At 35.2% G+C, this 19,753-nt stretch carries 27 protein-coding genes and 3 pseudogenes; 14 read left to right on the top strand and 16 right to left on the bottom strand.

All coding sequences use genetic code 11. The features are described 5' to 3' along the window. Positions 1–2: 2 nt before the first annotated feature. Positions 3–1,337, top strand: coding sequence for a type I glutamate--ammonia ligase (gene glnA, locus MHB53_RS05340; protein ID WP_340916113.1), 1,335 nt, complete (start codon positions 3–5; stop codon positions 1,335–1,337). A 48-nt stretch (positions 1,338–1,385) separates the two neighbouring features. Here the strand turns inward: glnA and MHB53_RS05335 are convergent, their stop codons facing one another. The 3 genes from MHB53_RS05335 to MHB53_RS05325 form a co-directional block, all read right to left on the bottom strand. After that, positions 1,386–2,006 carry a site-specific integrase gene (locus MHB53_RS05335; RefSeq protein WP_340924493.1) on the bottom strand — a complete coding sequence of 207 codons (621 nt, stop codon included), beginning with the start codon at positions 2,004–2,006 and terminating at the stop codon, positions 1,386–1,388. A gap of 97 nt (positions 2,007–2,103) precedes the next feature. Then, the gene (locus MHB53_RS05330) at positions 2,104–2,349 is read right to left on the bottom strand and encodes an N-terminal phage integrase SAM-like domain-containing protein (RefSeq protein ID WP_340916112.1); all 246 of its coding nucleotides are present in this window, start codon (positions 2,347–2,349) and stop codon (positions 2,104–2,106) included. Continuing rightward, a complete protein-coding gene (locus MHB53_RS05325; protein ID WP_340924491.1) occupies positions 2,343–2,540 on the bottom strand; it encodes an Arm DNA-binding domain-containing protein in 198 nt (65 codons plus the stop codon). Before MHB53_RS05325 ends, MHB53_RS05330 begins: the two co-directional genes overlap by 7 nt. A gap of 143 nt (positions 2,541–2,683) precedes the next feature. On the opposite strand from MHB53_RS05325, the gene MHB53_RS05320 reads away from it, so the two are divergent. Continuing rightward, positions 2,684–2,896: a dUTP diphosphatase gene (locus MHB53_RS05320; RefSeq protein WP_340916111.1), complete on the top strand. Its 213-nt coding sequence runs from the start codon at positions 2,684–2,686 to the stop codon at positions 2,894–2,896. 79 nt (positions 2,897–2,975) lie between these two features. On the opposite strand, the gene MHB53_RS05315 is transcribed toward MHB53_RS05320, so the two are convergent. Next, complete coding sequence (locus MHB53_RS05315; protein ID WP_340916110.1) at positions 2,976–3,083, bottom strand: YjcZ family sporulation protein; 108 nt, start codon at positions 3,081–3,083, stop codon at positions 2,976–2,978. Positions 3,084–3,204: 121 nt separating this feature from the next. On the opposite strand from MHB53_RS05315, the gene MHB53_RS05310 reads away from it, so the two are divergent. Next, positions 3,205–3,519: a DUF1064 domain-containing protein gene (locus tag MHB53_RS05310; protein ID WP_340916109.1), complete on the top strand. Its 315-nt coding sequence runs from the start codon at positions 3,205–3,207 to the stop codon at positions 3,517–3,519. A gap of 230 nt (positions 3,520–3,749) precedes the next feature. Further along, positions 3,750–3,884 carry a hypothetical protein gene (locus MHB53_RS05305; protein WP_340916108.1) on the top strand — a complete coding sequence of 45 codons (135 nt, stop codon included), beginning with the start codon at positions 3,750–3,752 and terminating at the stop codon, positions 3,882–3,884. Between the two features lie 466 nt (positions 3,885–4,350). On the opposite strand, the gene MHB53_RS05300 is transcribed toward MHB53_RS05305, so the two are convergent. Continuing rightward, the gene (locus MHB53_RS05300; RefSeq protein WP_340924488.1) at positions 4,351–4,743 is read right to left on the bottom strand and encodes a ferritin-like domain-containing protein; all 393 of its coding nucleotides are present in this window, start codon (positions 4,741–4,743) and stop codon (positions 4,351–4,353) included. 744 nt (positions 4,744–5,487) lie between these two features. Between MHB53_RS05300 and MHB53_RS05295 the strand changes: the two are divergent. Then, positions 5,488–5,607, top strand: a pseudogene (locus tag MHB53_RS05295) (ClpX C4-type zinc finger protein); the annotation flags it as partial. A gap of 201 nt (positions 5,608–5,808) precedes the next feature. Here MHB53_RS05295 and MHB53_RS05290 read toward each other — a convergent pair. Both MHB53_RS05290 and MHB53_RS05285 read right to left on the bottom strand, forming a co-directional pair. Then, positions 5,809–5,919, bottom strand: a complete 111-nt coding sequence (locus tag MHB53_RS05290) for an anti-repressor SinI family protein (protein WP_340916106.1) — start codon at positions 5,917–5,919, stop codon at positions 5,809–5,811. 115 nt (positions 5,920–6,034) lie between these two features. Beyond that, complete coding sequence (locus MHB53_RS05285) at positions 6,035–6,238, bottom strand: hypothetical protein (protein WP_340916105.1); 204 nt, start codon at positions 6,236–6,238, stop codon at positions 6,035–6,037. 408 nt (positions 6,239–6,646) lie between these two features. Between MHB53_RS05285 and MHB53_RS05280 the strand changes: the two genes are divergently transcribed. Continuing rightward, the gene (locus MHB53_RS05280) at positions 6,647–6,877 is read left to right on the top strand and encodes a hypothetical protein (RefSeq protein ID WP_340916104.1); all 231 of its coding nucleotides are present in this window, start codon (positions 6,647–6,649) and stop codon (positions 6,875–6,877) included. A 129-nt stretch (positions 6,878–7,006) separates the two neighbouring features. Here MHB53_RS05280 and MHB53_RS05275 read toward each other — a convergent pair. From MHB53_RS05275 to MHB53_RS05265, 3 genes and pseudogenes are all read right to left on the bottom strand, one after another. Next, positions 7,007–7,434: pseudogene (locus MHB53_RS05275) on the bottom strand (MepB family protein); the annotation flags it as partial. A 172-nt stretch (positions 7,435–7,606) separates the two neighbouring features. Then, positions 7,607–7,744, bottom strand: a complete 138-nt coding sequence (locus tag MHB53_RS05270; RefSeq protein WP_340916103.1) for a hypothetical protein — start codon at positions 7,742–7,744, stop codon at positions 7,607–7,609. Between the two features lie 145 nt (positions 7,745–7,889). Beyond that, positions 7,890–8,705, bottom strand: a complete 816-nt coding sequence (locus MHB53_RS05265; RefSeq protein ID WP_340916101.1) for a hypothetical protein — start codon at positions 8,703–8,705, stop codon at positions 7,890–7,892. A 199-nt stretch (positions 8,706–8,904) separates the two neighbouring features. On the opposite strand from MHB53_RS05265, the gene MHB53_RS05260 reads away from it, so the two are divergent. Both MHB53_RS05260 and MHB53_RS26275 read left to right on the top strand, forming a co-directional pair. Then, the gene (locus MHB53_RS05260; RefSeq protein ID WP_340916100.1) at positions 8,905–9,354 is read left to right on the top strand and encodes a DUF1569 domain-containing protein; all 450 of its coding nucleotides are present in this window, start codon (positions 8,905–8,907) and stop codon (positions 9,352–9,354) included. A 730-nt stretch (positions 9,355–10,084) separates the two neighbouring features. Next, positions 10,085–10,276 (top strand): YolD-like family protein, encoded by a 192-nt coding sequence (locus tag MHB53_RS26275; protein WP_445661499.1) that lies wholly within the window; start codon positions 10,085–10,087, stop codon positions 10,274–10,276. A 315-nt stretch (positions 10,277–10,591) separates the two neighbouring features. Here MHB53_RS26275 and MHB53_RS05255 read toward each other — a convergent pair whose 3' ends face one another. Both MHB53_RS05255 and MHB53_RS05250 read right to left on the bottom strand, forming a co-directional pair. Next, positions 10,592–11,455 (bottom strand): alpha/beta fold hydrolase, encoded by an 864-nt coding sequence (locus tag MHB53_RS05255; protein ID WP_340916099.1) that lies wholly within the window; start codon positions 11,453–11,455, stop codon positions 10,592–10,594. Positions 11,456–11,569: 114 nt separating this feature from the next. Continuing rightward, a complete protein-coding gene (locus MHB53_RS05250) occupies positions 11,570–11,749 on the bottom strand; it encodes a hypothetical protein (protein ID WP_340916098.1) in 180 nt (59 codons plus the stop codon). A 550-nt stretch (positions 11,750–12,299) separates the two neighbouring features. Between MHB53_RS05250 and MHB53_RS05245 the strand changes: the two genes are divergently transcribed. Both MHB53_RS05245 and MHB53_RS26270 read left to right on the top strand, forming a co-directional pair. After that, complete coding sequence (locus tag MHB53_RS05245; protein ID WP_340916097.1) at positions 12,300–12,491, top strand: glycine zipper family protein; 192 nt, start codon at positions 12,300–12,302, stop codon at positions 12,489–12,491. Between the two features lie 230 nt (positions 12,492–12,721). Then, positions 12,722–12,832, top strand: a complete 111-nt coding sequence (locus MHB53_RS26270) for a general stress protein (protein ID WP_445661398.1) — start codon at positions 12,722–12,724, stop codon at positions 12,830–12,832. A gap of 231 nt (positions 12,833–13,063) precedes the next feature. Here the strand turns inward: MHB53_RS26270 and MHB53_RS26265 are convergent. From MHB53_RS26265 to MHB53_RS05225, 4 genes and pseudogenes are all read right to left on the bottom strand, one after another. Beyond that, a pseudogene (locus MHB53_RS26265) lies at positions 13,064–13,150 on the bottom strand (YjcZ family sporulation protein); the annotation flags it as partial. A gap of 753 nt (positions 13,151–13,903) precedes the next feature. After that, a complete protein-coding gene (locus tag MHB53_RS05235; protein WP_340916093.1) occupies positions 13,904–14,026 on the bottom strand; it encodes a YjcZ family sporulation protein in 123 nt (40 codons plus the stop codon). A 277-nt stretch (positions 14,027–14,303) separates the two neighbouring features. Continuing rightward, entirely contained in the window at positions 14,304–14,474 is a 171-nt protein-coding gene (locus MHB53_RS05230; protein WP_340916092.1) for a hypothetical protein, read from the bottom strand. Positions 14,475–14,889: 415 nt separating this feature from the next. Then, positions 14,890–15,555, bottom strand: coding sequence for a GntR family transcriptional regulator (locus MHB53_RS05225; protein WP_340916091.1), 666 nt, complete (start codon positions 15,553–15,555; stop codon positions 14,890–14,892). A 417-nt stretch (positions 15,556–15,972) separates the two neighbouring features. Between MHB53_RS05225 and MHB53_RS05220 the strand changes: the two genes are divergently transcribed. The 4 genes from MHB53_RS05220 (at position 15,973) to larE (ending at position 19,579) form a co-directional block, all read left to right on the top strand. Further along, positions 15,973–16,191 carry a hypothetical protein gene (locus tag MHB53_RS05220; protein ID WP_340916090.1) on the top strand — a complete coding sequence of 73 codons (219 nt, stop codon included), beginning with the start codon at positions 15,973–15,975 and terminating at the stop codon, positions 16,189–16,191. Positions 16,192–16,221: 30 nt separating this feature from the next. Continuing rightward, positions 16,222–17,241 (top strand): zinc-binding alcohol dehydrogenase family protein, encoded by a 1,020-nt coding sequence (locus tag MHB53_RS05215; RefSeq protein WP_340916089.1) that lies wholly within the window; start codon positions 16,222–16,224, stop codon positions 17,239–17,241. A 132-nt stretch (positions 17,242–17,373) separates the two neighbouring features. Further along, positions 17,374–18,726 carry a gluconate:H+ symporter gene (locus MHB53_RS05210; RefSeq protein ID WP_340916088.1) on the top strand — a complete coding sequence of 451 codons (1,353 nt, stop codon included), beginning with the start codon at positions 17,374–17,376 and terminating at the stop codon, positions 18,724–18,726. A gap of 52 nt (positions 18,727–18,778) precedes the next feature. Beyond that, positions 18,779–19,579, top strand: coding sequence for an ATP-dependent sacrificial sulfur transferase LarE (gene larE, locus MHB53_RS05205; protein ID WP_340924485.1), 801 nt, complete (start codon positions 18,779–18,781; stop codon positions 19,577–19,579). Positions 19,580–19,753 lie beyond the last annotated feature (174 nt).

Genomic DNA, 19,753 nt, shown 5'->3' with positions numbered 1-19,753 from the left:
CGATGGGCATGTTTACGAAAGAAAGTATCGCACAGCTTGCAGAAGAACAAAATGTAAAATTTGTTAGATTACAATTTACAGATATTTTAGGTACAGTCAAAAATGTAGAAATACCCATTAAGCAATTAAGCAAAGCACTTGATAATAAAATGATGTTTGATGGTTCATCAATCGAAGGATTTGTCAGAATTGAAGAGTCAGACATGTATTTATATCCAGATTTAGACACATGGGTTATTTTTCCATGGACAGCTGAAAAAGGAAAAGTAGCGAGACTAATATGTGATGTCTATAATTCGGATTTAAAGCCTTTTGCTGGTGACCCGCGAAGTAATTTAAAAAGGGTATTAAAGGAAATGGAAAGTTTCGGATTCACTGAATTTAACCTTGGACCTGAACCAGAATTCTTTCTATTTAAATTAGATGAAAAAGGTGATCCTACTTTAGAGCTAAACGATAACGGCGGTTATTTTGACCTTGCTCCTACCGATCTTGGTGAAAACTGTCGCCGTGACATTGTCTTAGAACTAGAAGAAATGGGTTTTGAAATTGAAGCTTCACATCACGAAGAGGCACCTGGGCAGCATGAAATTGATTTTAAATACGCTGATGCAGTTACAGCCTGTGATCAAATTCAAACCTTTAAACTAGTCGTCAAAACCATTGCACGTAAGCATGGTCTCCATGCTACGTTTATGCCAAAACCACTTTTTGGTGTTGCAGGTTCTGGAATGCATTTTAATATGTCCTTGTTCAAGAATGGGGAAAATGCTTTCTTTGACAAAGATGGTGAGTTAAAAATGAGTGAGACAGCTTTTCAGTTTTTAGCGGGAATTATGAAACATGCCCCAGGTTTTACCGCCATTACGAACCCAACTATAAACTCTTATAAGCGTCTCGTTCCTGGCTACGAAGCTCCGTGCTATATTGCGTGGTCCGCTCAAAATCGAAGCCCTTTAGTACGAATTCCTTCATCTAGAGGCTTAAGCACACGAATCGAAGTGCGAAGTGTCGATCCTACAGCAAATCCATACTTGGCGATGGCTGTATTATTAAAAGCAGGCCTAAGCGGGATACAAGATAAATTAACACCACCACATTCAGTTGATCGCAATATATATATGATGGATAAAGCGGAGAGAATGAAAGAAGGCGTAATCGATTTGCCCGCAAACCTTAGCGAAGCTCTTGAGGAATTAAAGCATGATGAAGTGATTAAATCAGGCATAGGCACACATATTTTTGAAAACTTCATTGAAACAAAAAATATAGAATGGGATATGTTTAGATCACAAGTACATCCATGGGAAAGAGAACAATACATGTCGATATATTAAGAAGTGGAACCGTCGGGGCTGTTGGGCTCCGGCTGTTTTTCTTTTTATTTATAAAGAGGGGTTTTGGTCAAGTGGTTTAGGTTGACCAAATTTTGACCAACAAATTTCCCTCATATAGGTATCGAACTTTTCAATTGATCGTGCTTCTATTCGTATAGATACGTGTGCATATACGTCGGATGTAATTTGCATACTTCCGTGGCCAAGTCTTTCTTGGACCATTTTCATATCAGTGCCAGCTTCTAGTAACATTACGGCATGTGTGTGGCGTGTAGAATGGATAGGCAAGCTTGGTCCGTTTATTTTTTCTAAGCATGATTTAAAAGCATTAAAAAGTGTTGATTTAGGTAAAGGTGATCCGTCGTCTCTGCATAAGACTAAATTCAGATCATGATGATAGGAATCTCCTAAATATAGTTTACGTTGATTTTGATACTTTAAGTGCTCATGTAAGTCCGACATGACTGATTCACGCATTGTAATAACGCGTTCAGAATGATAGCTCTTATTATTTCCGAATAGTTCATCATTATCGTCTGGTTGAAAATCTAAAGTCTGCTTTATCATAAGTGTTTTTTCTTTCCAAACAACATCTGACGACTGGAGAGCAGCAGCTTCGCCTTTCCTTAGACCACTCTCAAAAAGAGTTTTGAAGTATAGTCCGTAAATGTTTCCACGTTTATATGCTTCTATTAAGAAAGGGGCTATTAATTCTGGTTCTTAATATTTTAATTGTTTTACTACTCTATTTTTTATCTGAACACCCTCACACGGATTCTTTTCTAGATAGCCGTTGGGTACAGTCCGTCTGTAAGCTTATCACATAGTGGATACGTCCTGCTGTCTCATTAGAAAGCCCAGATTCTATTTTGCCATTAATGAATTTCTGGTACATTATAGGTTTTAATGTTTTCATATCGATATTTCCAAAGTAGGGGATAGCGTGACCTTCAATTACATAACGGTATGTTTTTACCGTATTTTTTCTTAATTTCCCTCCACCAGCTACCACGCTTCTAAATAATTTGCCAATCCCATGTCATCTTGTTCATAGCCAATCAATATAGATTTCTCGCGATTGATTGCTGCCAATTGCGCTTCTTTTTTTGTGCGAAATCCACTCTTTGAATATTCCTTTTGCTTATTTGAGTATGTGTCCTTAATGCTAATTCGATATTGCCAATATTCACCGCGTTTTCTAATGAAGGCATATCAATTCACCTCTTTTTTCTTTTTTTTGTAACCACTCAATTGGGCGTCAAAGGATTATGTGGACTGTCTGCATTTTATCTTGTCGTTCGGTAACTCCATTGATTTAGAAAATTAAAAAAATACATACTTCCTGGATGATACGAACAGAAAACCTCACGAATCAATTAAATCGGTTGTTTAGAAAAGTCGGGGATTTCAGCCATTATAAAACAGTTTGGAAGTATCAAGTGATCTTTGACTTATTCATTGGTCTTGGTGCCATGCTTGGCTTTGATTGGGAGCAGATCGAGGAAGCCTACATCAGTAAAAATGAAATCAATCATGAACCTCAGCAGAGTGGATATTAAAAGAGCGCTCGGCTTAAGCGCTCTTCAAGAGTAAGGCGGTTTGTTACGAATTAGATATGCGGCGGAGGCTAATTAATAACTAATAGACAAATGATGCGCCGACAATAATTAGTAGAATGAAAAGGACAACAATTAAAACAAAAGAATTGCCCGATCCATAGCCACCGCCATCACTGTAGGATCCCATGAACTTCACCACCTTTCGAAAGGTTAATTCAGTTTATGCATGTTGCAGTGAAACGAGCTAGGGGTGAGCGGACAAGGCAATAAAATGGTGTATTAACTAGAATTAGCAAAGGGGGATCAGTATGGGACAACGCATGTCAGTGCAGGAATGCCAGAAAATAAATAAACCTAAGCGATCTAAGTACGGAAATAAGAAAACTACATTGGACGGCATTGTTTTCGACATTAAAGCAGAAGCGAAATATTACCAGCAATTAAAGTGGCTGCAGGAATGCAAGGAAATATTGTTCTTCCGAACGCAGCCACGGTGGTATCTCTTGCAAGAAGCATTTGAGAAAGATGAGATAGAGTATGTTGCTGATTTTGAAGTGAATCAGAAGGACGGGAGTATCGAAGTGATTGGCGTAATGGCGCTGAAACGGACGTATTTAAAATGAAAGAAAAGATGTTCCGTATCAAATATCCGCATAAGTTGTGGGTGGTTACGTTGGATCCAGTGTTTGGGTGGATTGAGTTGGACAAGCTGAAAAAACTTAAACGAAAAGGATGATAAAAATGAAGGCATTTAATTATAAAACGACAGTGACACTAAAATTTCAAAAGTATTGTTGTTGCAGATGACGAGGCGAAAGCTAAGGGGGTGCTAAAGGAGGTAATTGGAAGAGTTATGAAGGAAGAAGTAAAAAGCGTTTATTTCGAATCATCTGACGTGAAAATTAAGCTTACTAGTTTTGAAGAGGTCCAGAAAATTTTACAACATCACATCATAGACTTCTGGAATGCGGCTACCCAACGGAAATGATTAATAAATATTCGGAAGAAGATGCAGAATCTGAATTAGAAGCCATAGCATCTTCACTCTAAAACTCAAAAGGAAGTGAGGTCATGAAGCGTCTGGAATTGCTGTTTTACATCAATCAATACCTGTTCCGATTCATAAAAGGTAATAGGGTTACCAAAGAACCATGACGGAAATACTTTTTGAACTATGGGCTTACGAGAATTGAATTATTGGAAGTTTAAAAACTGAAAAGAAGGTGAGGTCCATGGTCACACGATGGTCGATTGAGTGAAAGGCAAAGGCATCTGATGGGGAAATCCTTCAAGATGTTGAAGTTTATGCTCCTGGTGAAAACAAGGGAAAGGTGAAGCAGGAAAATAAGGTTTGGTCGTATCGTAGGGAATTAATTTGATTGGTAGTAAGGCGATCTAGACACATATTGTGAAGTAGCAAAAGCCGACATAATCGCCGGCTAGCTATCACTCGATTACTGATGGTTCATGAAATATAAAAACCAAACCGCGTGATTTTGTTCATCAGCCGAAGCTTGCAGAAATGTGTCTTTAATAAACATATCATTGGTTTTTCTTGCTATCTCATGGTAGAAGTCAACTGTTTCCTGCTCGTCTTTAAACGCAGCAAGAACCCCACTACGAAAGTTATTAGGACATTGTTCCGTTAATTGTGGAGAAGGTTGTTTCCCTGTAAGAGATGTATAAATATTTGAAAACATGTGATAGTGCCTAATTTCATCGTCTCTTATTTCGAGGATCTTATTTTTAATCAGATTATTAGGAGCTTGATTTGCTAATTGTTCATAGCAGTGAATGGCTCTATATTCTCCATTAATTGCTTTTATTATATCAGTTACAATATCCATGTTTGTAGATGGCTGTCTAGAATAATAATATTGCACTTTGTTATCACTCCTTTTTATCAATGTATGAGTACGCCTAAAAAAAGGACTTTGTCTTATTGAAGAGAGATTTTTGTTTAGCAGTACAAACAAAAAGACCACTGACTAAAACATAATCAGCAGTCTTTATCACATTCATCTCATGATGTAATAACAGAAATATGATGCAGCTTTTCAGAAACAGTCCAATGTTTGGAAGAATTTATATTTCGATTCAGTTGTTGCAAAAACAAATCTGCTGCGTAGAAATCAGCAAAGGTTTGTTTCGTATGATTATGAACATGAGTCAACTCCAATTTGTGACGTTAACAATTAAATTGTTGTAAAGGAATTGTCTCATCAAAAAAGGATTAAGTATACATTATTGGTAAAACGTTACCAGTTTATTGCTGTATTGTAATCAATTATCCTTTTATTTGTAAGGGGATTACACAGTTCGATGGAACAGCGTCTCATGGAGGGAATCAAATGAACGCCTACAAACTAAAACCAAAAGCAAATCGTAATCCGGTCTATCAGGAAGGATTTGAGCTGGTAGACAAGCAGGTAAGTTTGAAACTGCAGATATGTTCCATACGTTCTTGAATGAGCGTATGGAGAGCTTAACGGGGATACCAGGCATCCGGGAAAAGACAGCCGAAAAAGTGTTTGAGCATATTTCGGAAGGGATGAGTGAGGAATGATTAAAGAAGTGTAGCCTGTGACTTTTGCGGAAAGGTACAAGCTGAAGTATATAAGCTTGTTATGGCTCCAAGCGAAGTATGCATATGTGATGAGTGCGCAAAGCTTTGTTATGAAATTGTGACAGAAAAAGAACAGGAGGGATAACATGAATGACAACTTAACATCAGCGGTAATAAGCCTTCTGGATGATAAAGAAAAAGTATCTGGTGAAGAAAGGTAAATTAATCGAGCACGAATTGCCAGACTTTGAAGAGGTGACTGTAGTTGTTTTGGTCGGTAAGGTGGACAGGCTAGAAGATACCAGGAAGAGGAAGGTTTGAATAGCAGCATAAAAAAAGAACTCAATCAGGTCCTTGGACGATCTTTTAAAAAATCTCTAATTTCTTTTGCTGAGATACCAAGTTTTATTGCTTCTAGAATTAATAAGACCCATTCATCATCAAGTGCTTTTCGCAACGTGTATTGATAATGGCTAAATATGTAATTGCAGGTAAAGAGGGGGGATTACTTAAATCCCTTCTATTGCGCTTCTCCTTATTTACTTGATTTTTAAGTTGTTCAAATTGAATGGTTAAATAGTCAATCTGTTTCTGCATATTTTTATTTTCACCTTTATCCATTTTTTTTGTTGACTTTCTTCTATTGCAAGTATTGCTGCAATAGTGGCTAGGGCATCCCCAAGTGTAGTTATTGTTCCAGCAATAACGGCAAGCTTAGCGGCTTGACCTTCTGGTTGGAGGTTTTGACCATTTTGACCAAAGTTCTTATTATTCAAATCCTTCGCCTCCCAGTGCTTAACATCATCTTCAATTTACTATGTGGCGTATGCACTTTTTGATGAAAGAATCTTTTATAGTTTTAACATGTAGTGAATTAGGGTGAAAAAGATGGAACTACTTGCATTAACCTGCCCTTTAGTTGAACAAAGATATTTTTATACTATATTATCTCATAAGCAAAGCCTGGATAGGTTTAAGTAAAAATAGTATAAGTAATAATAGATGTATCCTCCTAAATTCACATATGCAATATCCTCCTCGTAAATGAGGGGGTCTTTGTTTATTGCAGAAAATAAAAAATGCACGTTTTTACCAGCCAGTTTGTCCAATCATCCCATACCATTTAACAATATATTATTTATTAAGGTCGGCCGACTTTAATAATATTAAGGGGCGATGAGTGTATGTGTTTTGAACATGATTTTGTTGGCGGAGAAAGAGACGACCGTAGACGGAGACGACGGGAAAGGTTAATTTGTGAATGTAGAGAAGTAAGAGGAGAACGTGAACATCATTGTGACCATGATAGAGATCGAGATCGTGACCGTGACCGTGACCGTGACCGTGACCGTGACCGCAGACGTGACCGTGATTTCGAATGCCGATGCAGAGAACGTAGAGATGATCGCTACTAAGGAATTTGAGTAAGAAAAAGCCCAGCGCTGACTTGGATTAATAATAACTAAAAGCGACCTATCCATTATGTGGATGGGTTGCTTTTTTTGCGGATTTGGCTTTTATTGAGAATAAAGTTTTAATATTTCTTATATTGGTAACTGATTTGTATCGCTCATATCAATAAAATATCATAACTGCCATTTTTGTGTTGCTACAGCTTGCTTGTTAGTGGGGTATCCCAACTAGGATAAACTCTAATTGCCATTTTTCCGTTTTTATCATCTGTTTTAAGAATGTATCGTTTAGCAAGAACTTCTTTTAGGAAGATGAATTGTCCAAAATGGTTATTAGTAAAAGTATTGATGACTAATAAATCAGGAGATTCAGAGTAAGAAAATGGTTGATTTTTATTGTTTTCATCTTTTTCCCAAAAAACAACAAATAGACCACATTTAGTGGGAGTTATCTTGGCAACTCTAAAGCGAACTGATTTAGAGTTTAAATGAAATGTTCCAGCTCCGTATTCCGAGTTTTTACTTGCTTCTTGAATCTCCCTTATAGTTAAATGATTGGGTCATAAACTACGTAATGGCCTTATAAAATTCATTCATGACTTTGCTCCTCCTATTGAAAATTAGTATAGAAACTCTATTGTAGTGCTTAAATCAGTGAGGAGTTTGTATAGTTAAAATATTTTGTAAAAGAAAAAATTCGTGCATAGTTTGCCTAAGGGAGCGACCTATCCATCAGACAATTAGCATATCTTTATGCATTAAAACGGCATTTCCACCACTAATACTTCCGATATCAAGTAATTCAGATTCACTTGAAGCCTCCACGAAATTATCTAATCGGTGCCCATGTTTACTAATAATTATTGACATAACCACACCTCTCATTTTAAAAATAATGAGTAAAGTTCTACTGCTTATTAAACTGTCACTTCTACCTCAATACTAACATAATATTCTAAAAATATTATTAGGATTTTGACCAAAAGAAAAAGGCGACCCTACTTTGATCACCTGCTTAACTATTGCACCCTTTAGTTGAGTAAGAATCCGATTCTATATAATCTAAAATTTGTTTAAATAAATAATATTCATCAATAAATCTATTGAAGTTTTCTCCTGAAAATATAGCTCCTACTACTAATCGGAATACTACAGCTCTTATGAACATTTCTTTATTGTCGGGAAGCAAATCAATTTCACTAATTTTACTTCCTTGCCACGCAATACAATCACATACTATTATGGCTTCAGCATATTCAACTGGTGCAACTGTTGGGGAGAAATCAATGATAAGAGGCGGTAATACATCATCAAAAAGAATGTTTCCAGCCAAATCACTATGGACAATTTGCAGTTTATATCGCTCTTTTAGTTGTACTTTTTCAAGTAAATTCTTTATTATTTTTCTTGCTTCTGTATGTATTTCCTCCGATAATTCATTTTCTTGCCACGCAATACGATGGGCCTTTGACCAAGGGTTATCTACTTGAGAAAAGTATTTATATTTGATATTAGCTAAATCATGATGAAATAATCTTGCTACATGAAGTTTCTCTTTAATTTGACCGTAGACCTCCCGACCACGTTCAAAAGTTGCACACCCCCAACCTTCTGTAACAAAAGTGCCTTTATTACTTTTAATAGGTTTTGACAACCTATAACCTTGAGGATTAATACTATCAATAATAGTAAATAATTGCTCAGAGTGTAGCACGCCTTCTACTGGCTTTAATACAGCATTATTCACTCTTACCGATGTATTCTGACCACCCTTTAATGGAATAATTTCACCGTTTACATTAAATGATTTAAGTATATCTTCAGATAACATCATTTTGCCACCTTAAATTTAAACTTTTATTTACGGAATAGTGTAACACTAATTTTAAGTTTGCACATCCAACTACCAGGTATCTTTCACTATCCTTCTTTTGCTAAAGAAGGATAAAATAGCGTTGACGTTGAAATGTACATTAAATCAACAAGTCCCTTTATTGGTTTAAATCAACAAAACTAAAGGAGTTATTCTAATGAATAATATTTTTGAGCTTTTGCATACAGATGAAATATTAAAACGTATCGACAATTTAAGCGTAAATTCACAACCAAAATGGGGAAAAATGGATGTCGCCCAAATGTTAGCTCATTGCTCATCTTTTCAAGATATCTCTATGGGATATACTTTACCCCCAAGAGGTTGGTTAGGGCTATTAGTAGGTAGAATTGCAAAACCCATTTTTTATAATGACAAGCCTTTAGCACATAATATGTCTACTATTCCAACCATTTTAATAGCAGATAAAAAATATTTTGAAATAGAAAGAGAAAAACTAAAACAAAAAATTAAAACATTCCAAAACAATGGACCAGAGGCTTGTACAAGTCACCCGCATCCTTTTTTTGGAAAATTTTCTTCTGAGCAATGGGGAAAAGGAATCTACAAGCATCTTGACCACCATTTAAAACAGTTTGGAGTTTAGTCACCGGAATTTAATTATTCCTGATATAGTATTGAACTAACCCGCCAGTTTCGTTGAACAAAGATATTTTTATATTATATTATCTCATAAGCAAAGTCTGGATAGGTATAAGAAAAATAGCATGAGCAATAATAGATGTATCCTCCTAGATCCGCTTTTGCAATAGTCTCCTCATAACTGAGGGGGCTTTTTTATTTCTCGTTATGGCGCTTATTCAAATAGTAATTAACAATTCCTCCACTTGATTAAGTAATCTAGGATTAAAGTAGTTATGTTCTCTTCATTTGAAAATATATACATCGTAAAAGTATCATCTGATTTAATGCGTTCTACTTTAATCTTATTTTTGTACCTATAACTTTTTTACTGCGGCTAAATCCTTTTGAACGGCATTCATTGTAGATTCTATTAATGCAATGTAAGGACCATTAATTTTAAATGGGCTTTTCTCTACAACTTCTAAATCTTATTCAAAACAGTTAAGAGCATAGGTAAATACATGGCTTGCTCAATAATATCTCTATCTTTTGTTGGGATTCGGGATATGCCGAATCTTAATGATTCCCTAATTTTATATGAAATATCAGCCTTCATCAAGAATAAATGTTCGTAACTTGATAGGAACGAATGTTTTAAGGGAACGATAATTATGTTAGCTGTACCAAAGTCGAAGAAAGCGACAAAAGAATCTAAAGCTACACCAAAACTTACAGAAGAAGATTACATTTAAATTGGAGAGAGGATTTCAGAAGCATATGAATTTGAATCACCAATTACTATAACAACATTTCGTAATAGTAAATACCAGAAGTTTACAGGTGTGGTAACAGGAATAAATGCTGGAACCAAAATGATTGATCTTGATACAGGAGAGATTGATCGTGTTAAAATTAGCGTTAATATAATTGTTGATGTGCAATAAGAAAAGCCGCGTTCATGAGAGCGGGTTTGACCAACAAGACCAATGATTCTGTTTAATTTCATTTTGAAAAGATAACAAAAAGCTTGATAAAATAACGTTTATTTCATTCAAATTGTTCTATTTTTATAGGTACAGATTTAGATCCCAAGTACATCCATGGGAAAGAGAATATATGTCGATATATTAAGAAATGGAACGTCGGGGATGTTGGGCTCCGGCGGTTTTTATCTTAATGGGGTGATCAATGATTATATGAAGAAATTCTGTCCGCCCCCATTAAAACGCACTTTACAAAAATCAAAGGAAAGGGACTACCTATATTTTATATGATTTTAGAAATTTAATAATGTTTTCATCTGTTTCATTTGACGACTTACCAAGCCAAATTAAATGTCCCCATGATTCAAGTAGACAAAGTTCTGAAGAAGGTATGTTTTTATAAGCATAATATGGATGTTCTAAAGGTACAGAACCATCATGTTTACTATGCATTATAAGAGTTGGACAAGTAACAGCCTGTAAATCTTCAATATTTATATCATTTACTTGTGCTAAGTCTATAAAGAATCCATATCCTGACCGTTGCCTATTATTCATCTTTCTAATAGCTTCTATATCGCTCTTATTCATTTTATCTCTTGCTTCATCAAACTTTAGTTTACTGAATGAAGGAAACATTTGTTTAAAAATAAACCGAGGGAAAATATTATTCATGGAAGAAATTAAATTCCATGTGTATTTTTCAGTTTTTGGATGAAATAAAATCCTCACAGCTTTGTATTCTTTATCATTCTGTGAAAGCCATTTTGTCGTAACAGCAGATTGCAATGTAAGTGTACAAACAAGCTCTGGATATTTTGAAGCAAAATAAAGCCCACTAGGACCTCCTGCAGAAATAGCAAGTAGGTGGACTTTTTCGATTTTTAGATGATTTATTAATTTCAAATAATACTGACAGGCAATTGATAGACTTTTTCCAACTTCTAGAGATGTTTCTCCATACCCAGCTCTTGAAGGTGTGATTATTGAGAAACCATTTTCTACTAATGCATTATAACCGAATTCTTCTTTACAGTTTGAATGACCCCCATGCATGATAAATATGGGTTCTCCTTTACCGATAATTGAATATTCAATTGAAATATTTTCTGATGAGAATATCTCGATTCTACGTTTCACAAGTCATTCCCACTTTCTTGTGCACAATCACAGCCCTTTATATTTACTAAAATTATTCCTATTAAACCGGCTAACCGTTACTTAGTTGATATGCGCCCGTTAGGTGAATGAGAGTTAATAAATATCTTTTGGAAAATGAAAAATCATATAGTTTTTAGTCCATATCTTACTAAGAACTGTGATTTCGCCTTGTTCACTTTGAAAAACAAAGCCCGAATCCACTTGTTCTTTAAAAAACCAACCTTTATCTTCCATCAATTTTTTTAGATTTTCATATGCTTTTCCTTGTTTCATTTCTGATATATACCACTGGTAACTATCTTCCTCTCAAATTTGAACGATATTTCATTTCGATTTTTTTACCATATTAATAACTTCTGATTTGGAAACAGAAGTTATTGGTAAAGGAGGATAAAAAAACTTCGTATAAATTAATATGAACCCAAGTAAGCACAAAATACTAAAAATTAATTTAACCCATTTTCTCAAAATGGAACCACCATCTCCCAAAAAAATATACTACTTAATTTACTATATTGTTTAAGTATTCTTAGTTAGTTAAAGAAAGATATTTTTTATATCATATTATCGCATAATAAATATCCCGGTGCTGACTGGGCTATGAATTGGAGCGATTCTTGTATAGTTAAATACCCTTCAGAAGTGTAATCCAAATTCCTAAATGAACTACAATCCTTTCCATTATGAAAAGCTGTTTAGGATTACCTTTGGTTCTAAAAAAGACTATCAACTGTCTTATGGTCAAGTTTTTTCAGATTGCTCAGTGATAAAAAGGTTTGCTTAATAATATCATTTATATATGAAGAAGAGGAGTTGTTTTAGTATGAATAAAATTCACAAATCCCATAAGGGGAACATGAATGGAACCACTTTCGGAATATCAATTGGCATTGCATTAGGGAGTGTTGGTGGTCTCACGATTTTCAACCATATTGGTTTAGGAATAGTGTTAGGTATAGCAATTGGCGCAACGTTTGGGTCCATTTACGATGAGAAAAATAACGAAAAGAAATAATCACACACTTTTTAGCGACTTTTTATAGATTAGAGGGTCAAGAGGGTGCGTAAAATGTTTATGATAAAGGGAAGACGATATGCTAAGCGGGAAATTACGAATAGCGAAAGGTGAATAATAATGCTTATGTGCCGATGATAGGTATATTAGCGTTTGAAGGTCTTGGGAGACAGCAGATGGCAGAAGAACAATGAGGATAGAAACTGTTTTTATACAAAAGAGTCAATTAAATGTCATTGTTTTCAATCGTATTAAAACAATGGATTTATTATAAATACAAAATGAGTAAAGAAGAAGCAGGAAGAAAAGGCGGAGAAAATAGCCATGGCGGTGGCAGGTAAAAAAGAAATTTCCTATTTCCTCCACCTTATTACGCAATCTCTTAGATTAAGTAAGTATGATATTTCCCCGTAACCATAGTATATTATGTGGTAGGATTGTTGTAATCACGTACGTTAAGAAAACAAATATTAAAAGAGCGCCTAGCGAAAGCGCCCTTCATAAGTGATGTCAGATAAAAAGCTCGAATGAATTTTCTTTAAGATCTGGACGTGATCGGAGCTAACTACTAACTAATTTATATATGCTGCGCCGACAATAATTAGCAGGATGAAAAGGACAACAATTAAAGCGAAAGAATTTCCTCTGCCATAGCCACCGCCTTCATATCCACCACCGTAGCCGCCATAACCACAGCCACCGCCAAAGCATCCCATAAAGTTCACCACCTTTCGAATGGTTTATTCAGTTTATGCACGCTATGGGAAAACGAGCTAGGACAAGGGGAAAATAGTGTATTAACCATAAACGTAGTGAGCAATGAATAGATGAACAGGAAAATAGATGTTAAACCTCATAATAAGGAATTGCAGTTGATTAAAAGCAAAAATACACGTAAGTAAAAACTGACCTATCATCAAGATTCGTTATATAGGATATCTTCATATTGGGAAATACAGAATGGATAATCAGTAGGGATCGATGTTGTGCAGTATACCCAGTAATGATTAGGAGGATTTATTTAATTTAATTTATTTTGTGGTAGGCAGAAAATCATCATAGAATGTAGAGAACAGTTATCTAGAGCAAATTCTTTTAAAATGAAATAACAGATCTACTAGCTTCTAGTCAATCTATCTATAAAGAATTTAGAGTATTTTTTAGAACCGACCTTAATAAGGGCGTGTCCAATATGCTTCCTAAATCAAAAAAGCATCTTTAAATAGAACGAGAAGACTCATCGTCATGTAAAGGGCGATAGCTAAAAATATACAAAAAGCTGAAAGTACTTGGCTTTGAAGGCAAGGAAGAAATGAAGAGCGCCTGGCTAAGCGCTCTTTGAGGTGTGGTAAATGTAAGATATGGGTTATGAATTGAAACTAGCTATAGAAATATAGGGTAACTGGTAACTATTAGAGATATGATGCGCCGATAATAATTAGTAAAATGAAAAGCACAACGATTAAAGCAAATGAATTAATTCCGCCATATCCGCCTCCGGAACCATTTCCATAACCGCCACCACAGAATCCCATGAACACCACCACCTTTCAGTAGGTTACTACATATTATGCACGATGAGGTGAAACGAGCTAGGGATAAGCGGACAAGGCAATTAAATGGTCGTTTTGATTAATATATAGGGGAAAAAGGTGGTTGGGTGATCTTGAATAAAGCATTTATGTGATTTTCTTACACAACAAATCACTCAGTAAGTGAAAATAATGTACAGGGCTTGATTCAAGTATAAAGACTAGAAGAAATTCATTTTATGTTGTCACCATGTAAAACTAAATTTGATCTAGATAAAGATTAAGTTGAATTTGAAATATCAGATTGTTCAATTTGAGGCGTGATAGCACTGATTAGGAGAGAAATATCCTCTAGAATTATAGCTTTTAAATGATCTGGAGAACGATAATATTCGTCTTGCAACTTGCCTAATTCCCTAATAAATATTAAAAACTCATCCAGTTTAGACATAAAAATGACCCCCTGTTCCTTATTTTCTATTTTATAGGATACATATCTCTAATAAAAGGGATTAGACAAAACTAGAGATAATACAGCAAAAAGGCAAGGAGGAGTTTCTTCTAGTAAATGAAGAAGCCGATAATCTGGTAATACAATATACGGAAGGAATTAATAGGGAGACTACTAGATATTGAAATCATGAGTGCAATGTTAAGAAAACAATTTAAAGAAATAGGACAAAGTTATTTGTAATTGAAAAGCTAAAAAAAAATTCTTGTCAGATCATGGGAAGCAAAAATTAATAGGAAAAGGCTAGGCAGTATTGACGATCTTTTCTTCAAAAAAATACGAAAAAAAACATTTCCACAGAATATAGAAATGTTTTCTTTGAGGGTGTTGAGGATTAAAATAACATGCTATCTATTTATTTCACCACTTCATCCCATCGCAGTTTAGCTTCTGTTTTTAAACTTTCAATGTGCAATGTCAATGTGCCTAAAAAAGTAGGCAAATTACGATCTTTCATTGCTTCATATAAACACCAGTGATCTCTATGTCTTTTTATTGTGCTCTCTAGTGAAGTAGAGTGGACAATACGAGATAAAGATACATGTGTATTTAACGAGGAATATATTTCTTTAATCTTATTATTTACTAACCAATCAATTAAATTCGTATGGAATTTCATATCTAACTTACTATACATTTCAAATGGAAAGGGGGTAACTTCAAGTAACGAATCCATTTCTTGAACAATTTGACCCCATTCATCTATTTTTTCATCAGATATTTTTTGCATTACTTGCTGAGCAGCCCACATTTCTATCATTAAACGTGCATCCAATACTTCTATAAACTCGGTAAAATTTAATTGAGTTACGTATGTACCTTTACGAGGAATGATTTCGATTAGTCCGTCATGAACAAGTTGATTGATTGCGTCCTTAACGGGAGAACGACTTACCCCAAATTCTTCTGCTAATTTATGAATATCCAGTTTATTACCAGGTGTATATTCGCGGCCGATAATTTTTCCACGTAGAACATCATAAACCTGTTTAGTTAGTAGAGAAGTTTCTATTTTAGACATGTTGCAATAACTCCTTTTCTCCTTTTTTACAATAACATAATTACTTAACAATCGGTTAGGATAGAATTCTATGTAATATAACATGAAACATGTTACAGACGCTTAGATAGTTTCGTTTTTACGAATAGTTATAATTATATAATTGTTTTGTTAAAAAGAAAACTACCTTAGTCTTTAAGTGAGTAATAAAAAATTGTAACCACATAAGTATTGACGACTAAGTTAAAAGAATGTATTCTATAAATGTGAAGTGTGAAATGTTACATATCACAATCAAGAAAGCGCTACTATGGATATTCCTTATAATAATATTTGGAGGAGTAAAAATTAATCTAGCAATCTCCCGCAATATAAAGAATAATAAATTAATATTTTTCATATGGTTATTTGCTTTTCAAACTAAAGTGGCAGCTGAATATGAAAAGGATTACAACGATTTACCGATTCTATCATTTGTTTTGGTGGGAAATTGTGTATAGGAATTATGATGAAACATACGTGGACAAGTTTGCTTCAGAAGCTGATGGGATTGTAGTCCTGAACAGAGTGAAACCGCATACTGCCTTTCGTGGGCCAGTTGAAAGCGGAGTTATGAAGCTGATAAGCATCGGTTTAGGAAATGGTAATTTGAAATAAACAAATTTAATCTTATGAGGAGTGGAGAATATGAAAGCAATTAGAATTCCTGAAGCAAATAAAATAGAAGTATTGGATGTACCAGAATCAAGAATAGAACAAGCCAATGAAGTAAAAGTAAAAATAAAAAGAGTTGGTATCTGCGGTTCAGATATGCATATTTATCACGGAACAAATCCTCTTGCCACATATCCGAGAATTGTCGGACATGAAGTAGCTGGTGAAATAATAGAAATCGGTACAAATGTGAATAAAGTAGCTGTTGGTGACCATGTGGTTATTGAACCAATCACCTATTGTGGTGAATGTTATGCATGTAAAAGCGGAAGACCAAATGTATGTAAAGAAGTTTCTGTATTTGGTGTACATGAAGATGGTGGAATGAGGGAATTTGCTATTCTATCAGAAGGACAAGTGCATAAAGTAGATCCTGAGATTGATTGGGATGAAGCGGTAATGGCTGAACCCTATACAATTGGTGCTCAAGCTACATGGAGAGGTAATGTTCAAGAAGGACAAACTGTATTTATCCAAGGTGCTGGTCCAATAGGTATCACGGTTTTGAAAATGGCTAAGCTCCGCGGTGCAACCGTTATTATATCCGATTTTACAAATGAAAGATTGGTATTTGCAAAAGAAAATGGTGCAGACTATACAATTAATCCATCTGAAGTAGATATAGAAAGTAAAATAAATGAAATAACAAACGATGAGGGTGCAAATGTGGTCATTGATGCGGTTGGTATGCCACAAACATTTGAATTAAGTATGAAGGTAGCTTCTGTTGCAGGTAATGTTGTTTTATTAGGTTTCAATGCAACACCATCATCCATCGCACAAATGCTCATAACGAAAAAGGAATTAACTATTACAGGTTCGAGACTGCAAACAAATCAATTTGGTAAAGTTGTCGAGCTTATAAATGAAAAGAAATTAACGCATAATGGTTTAATTACTCATAAATTTCCGTTAAGTAAGGTAAAAGAAGCTTTTACTTTTGTAGAAGAAAATCCTCAATTAGTACGAAAAGCAGTGATTGAGTTTGAATAAAGGACTTATTATGCAATAAAAGTGTACAAAGATAGCTAATGAATTTGATTTAACTAATGTTCGGATGTTCAAGAACGACAAGGTTATAAGAAGTGCATCTGGGAAATAAACACATAAGGGAGAATGAAAGCCATGCCATTAGTAATAGTCGCTTTAGGTATTATTGTTTTACTCATATTAATCATGAAATTTAATATGAATACATTTATTTCACTGATTGTTGTTTCATTCCTAATCGCATTTGCTTTAGGAATGCCGTTTAATGAAATTGTTGAAACGATTCAAGCAGGTATGGGAAATACACTAGGAGGTATTGCATTAGTCTTTGGACTTGGAGCAATCCTAGGTAAATTGATTGCGGATGCGGGTGGCGCTCAACGTATCGCAATGACATTAATTGATAAGTTCGGCGAGAAGAGAATACAATGGGCAGTTGTTACTGCTGGATTCATTCTTGGTATCGCATTGTTTTTTGAAGTTGGGCTTGTATTATTAATTCCAATTGTATATCAAATTTCTAAGCAATTAAAAATATCATTTTTATGGTTAGGTCTACCAATGGCAACAGCATTATCAGTAACACATGCATTTTTACCGCCACATCCTGGTCCAACCGTGATTGCCCAACAATACGGAGCGAATGTAGGATTAGTATTACTTTATGGTTTTATTATTGCTATTCCAACAGTGATTATAGCGGGACCTTTATTTGCAAAAATTGCAAGGAAATTGGTACCATCAGCTTTTGAGAGAGAACCATCTGGTAGTATGACGTCTATAGGTGATGCAAAACAGTTTAAATTAGAAGATACACCGGGATTTGGTATTAGTGCCTTCACCGCTTTATTCCCAGTTATTTTAATGGCTTTCTCAACGGTTTTTGTTTTAGTAGAAGATGCAATGGGAGTATCAGGGAACCGGTTCTTTGACCTAATTGCATTGATCGGTGCTCCTACTACTGTTATGTTACTTTCTGTATTACTTGCATTGATTACAATGGGTACTGCAAGGAAAATCCCGATGAAACAACTGATGAAATCTGCGGAGAGTTCAATCGCAGCAATCGGAATGATGTTACTTATTCTTGGTGCTGGTGGCTCGCTTAAACAAGTATTGATTGATGGTGGCGTGGGCGACAGCGTTGCTCAAATTTTTGCAGGCAGTACAATATCACCGTTGATCTTGGCTTGGCTAATCGCTGCTTTAATGAGAGTTGCACAAGGATCTGCGACAGTAGCTGCCTTGACGACAGCAGGTTTAGTTATTCCGTTGATGGCTGGTACAGGTGTGAATGTTGAATTGATGGTGTTAGCAACTGGCGCTGGTAGTATCATTGCTTCGCACGTGAACGATACTGGCTTCTGGATTGTAAAAGAATCATTTGGCTTAACAATGAAAGAAACATTCGGAACTTGGACCGTGCTTGAAACACTCATTTCCGTATGTGGCCTTGCGTTTGTTTTACTTCTAAGTTTGTTTGTTTAAAAATATGTTTAAAAGGATCTAAGTTACCAATCTTACGAAAGGTGGTAGGAGTATTATCCAAAAAAAGTATGAAAGGTTAACTTCCATTCTCCAAGAAATGCAGAAGGTAGTCGTAGCATTTTCTGGAGGGGTGGATAGTACATTCTTATTAAAAGCTGCTGTTGATACTTTAGGAAAAGACAATGTATTAGCTGTGACAGCGGATTCCGAAACGTATCCAACAAGTGAACTTATTGAAGCAAGGGAATTAGCGCAATTGATTGGGGTCCATCATCAAGTCATTGAAACTTCTGAATTAGCGATTCCAGGCTATACAGAAAATGATAAAAATCGCTGTTATTTTTGCAGAAGTAGCTTATTTGATCATTTGATCCCTATTATGCAGAAAAAGGGATTCGAGAACATCGTATACGGGGTTATTGCAGATGATCTGAGTGAATATCGTCCAGGAATGCAGGCTGCTAAAGAACAAGGCGTACGAGGTCCTTTACTTGAAGCTAATCTATATAAAGATGAAATAAGAGAGCTTTCACGTGTAAGGGATTTACCGACATGGGATAAACCATCATTTGCTTGTTTATCTTCCCGGATTGCATATGGAGAAAGAATAACGAAAGAAAAGTTAACAAAAGTAGAAAAAGCAGAAGCCTTTCTGAAGTCCCTCGATATTCGCCAAGTACGAGTGAGAACACATGAAGAAGTGGCGAGAATAGAAGTAGAGCTAGACGATATGCAGATCGTCTTGGATAATCGCGAACGTATATCGAAAAGACTTCAAGACTTTGGATATAAATATATTGCACTGGATTTAATCGGTTATAAGAGTGGGAGTATGAATAAGGTTTTATCATAAATTAAATGAAGGTGAAGAGGCTTTGGAGAATGTTCCAGAGCCTTTTTCAGCGTTGTTCACTTTCGGAAATAATCAAGGAAGCAATGGAATATTATGTAATCGTATGTAACCTAATCTTTGGACGGAAACGCTTTTTAGTAACAACGTGGACCTCTTTTATAATGAAGGTATGAA

Source organism: Bacillus sp. FSL K6-3431 (genome assembly GCF_038002605.1).
In the GTDB taxonomy this organism is placed as follows: domain Bacteria; phylum Bacillota; class Bacilli; order Bacillales; family Bacillaceae_C; genus Lederbergia.
This window is presented reverse-complemented; position numbering and strand designations above follow the sequence as displayed.

Bases quoted from the DNA above. Each gene is read 5' to 3' on its own strand.
- glnA (WP_340916113.1), top strand. From the start codon at position 3: ATGGGCATGTTTACGAAAGAAAGTATCGCACAGCTTGCAGAAGAACAA.
- MHB53_RS05320 (WP_340916111.1), top strand. From the start codon at position 2,684: ATGATACGAACAGAAAACCTCACGAATCAATTAAATCGGTTGTTTAGA.
- MHB53_RS05315 (WP_340916110.1), bottom strand. From the start codon at position 3,083: ATGGGATCCTACAGTGATGGCGGTGGCTATGGATCGGGCAATTCTTTT.
- MHB53_RS05310 (WP_340916109.1), top strand. From the start codon at position 3,205: ATGGGACAACGCATGTCAGTGCAGGAATGCCAGAAAATAAATAAACCT.
- MHB53_RS05305 (WP_340916108.1), top strand. From the start codon at position 3,750: ATGAAGGAAGAAGTAAAAAGCGTTTATTTCGAATCATCTGACGTGAAA.
- MHB53_RS05300 (WP_340924488.1), bottom strand. From the start codon at position 4,743: ATGGATATTGTAACTGATATAATAAAAGCAATTAATGGAGAATATAGA.
- MHB53_RS05280 (WP_340916104.1), top strand. From the start codon at position 6,647: ATGTGTTTTGAACATGATTTTGTTGGCGGAGAAAGAGACGACCGTAGA.
- MHB53_RS05270 (WP_340916103.1), bottom strand. From the start codon at position 7,744: ATGTCAATAATTATTAGTAAACATGGGCACCGATTAGATAATTTCGTG.
- MHB53_RS05265 (WP_340916101.1), bottom strand. From the start codon at position 8,705: ATGTTATCTGAAGATATACTTAAATCATTTAATGTAAACGGTGAAATT.
- MHB53_RS05260 (WP_340916100.1), top strand. From the start codon at position 8,905: ATGAATAATATTTTTGAGCTTTTGCATACAGATGAAATATTAAAACGT.
- MHB53_RS05250 (WP_340916098.1), bottom strand. From the start codon at position 11,749: ATGAAACAAGGAAAAGCATATGAAAATCTAAAAAAATTGATGGAAGAT.
- MHB53_RS05245 (WP_340916097.1), top strand. From the start codon at position 12,300: ATGAATAAAATTCACAAATCCCATAAGGGGAACATGAATGGAACCACT.
- MHB53_RS26270 (WP_445661398.1), top strand. From the start codon at position 12,722: ATGTCATTGTTTTCAATCGTATTAAAACAATGGATTTATTATAAATAC.
- MHB53_RS05235 (WP_340916093.1), bottom strand. From the start codon at position 14,026: ATGGGATTCTGTGGTGGCGGTTATGGAAATGGTTCCGGAGGCGGATAT.
- MHB53_RS05230 (WP_340916092.1), bottom strand. From the start codon at position 14,474: ATGTCTAAACTGGATGAGTTTTTAATATTTATTAGGGAATTAGGCAAG.
- MHB53_RS05225 (WP_340916091.1), bottom strand. From the start codon at position 15,555: ATGTCTAAAATAGAAACTTCTCTACTAACTAAACAGGTTTATGATGTT.
- MHB53_RS05220 (WP_340916090.1), top strand. From the start codon at position 15,973: ATGAAAAGGATTACAACGATTTACCGATTCTATCATTTGTTTTGGTGG.
- MHB53_RS05215 (WP_340916089.1), top strand. From the start codon at position 16,222: ATGAAAGCAATTAGAATTCCTGAAGCAAATAAAATAGAAGTATTGGAT.
- MHB53_RS05210 (WP_340916088.1), top strand. From the start codon at position 17,374: ATGCCATTAGTAATAGTCGCTTTAGGTATTATTGTTTTACTCATATTA.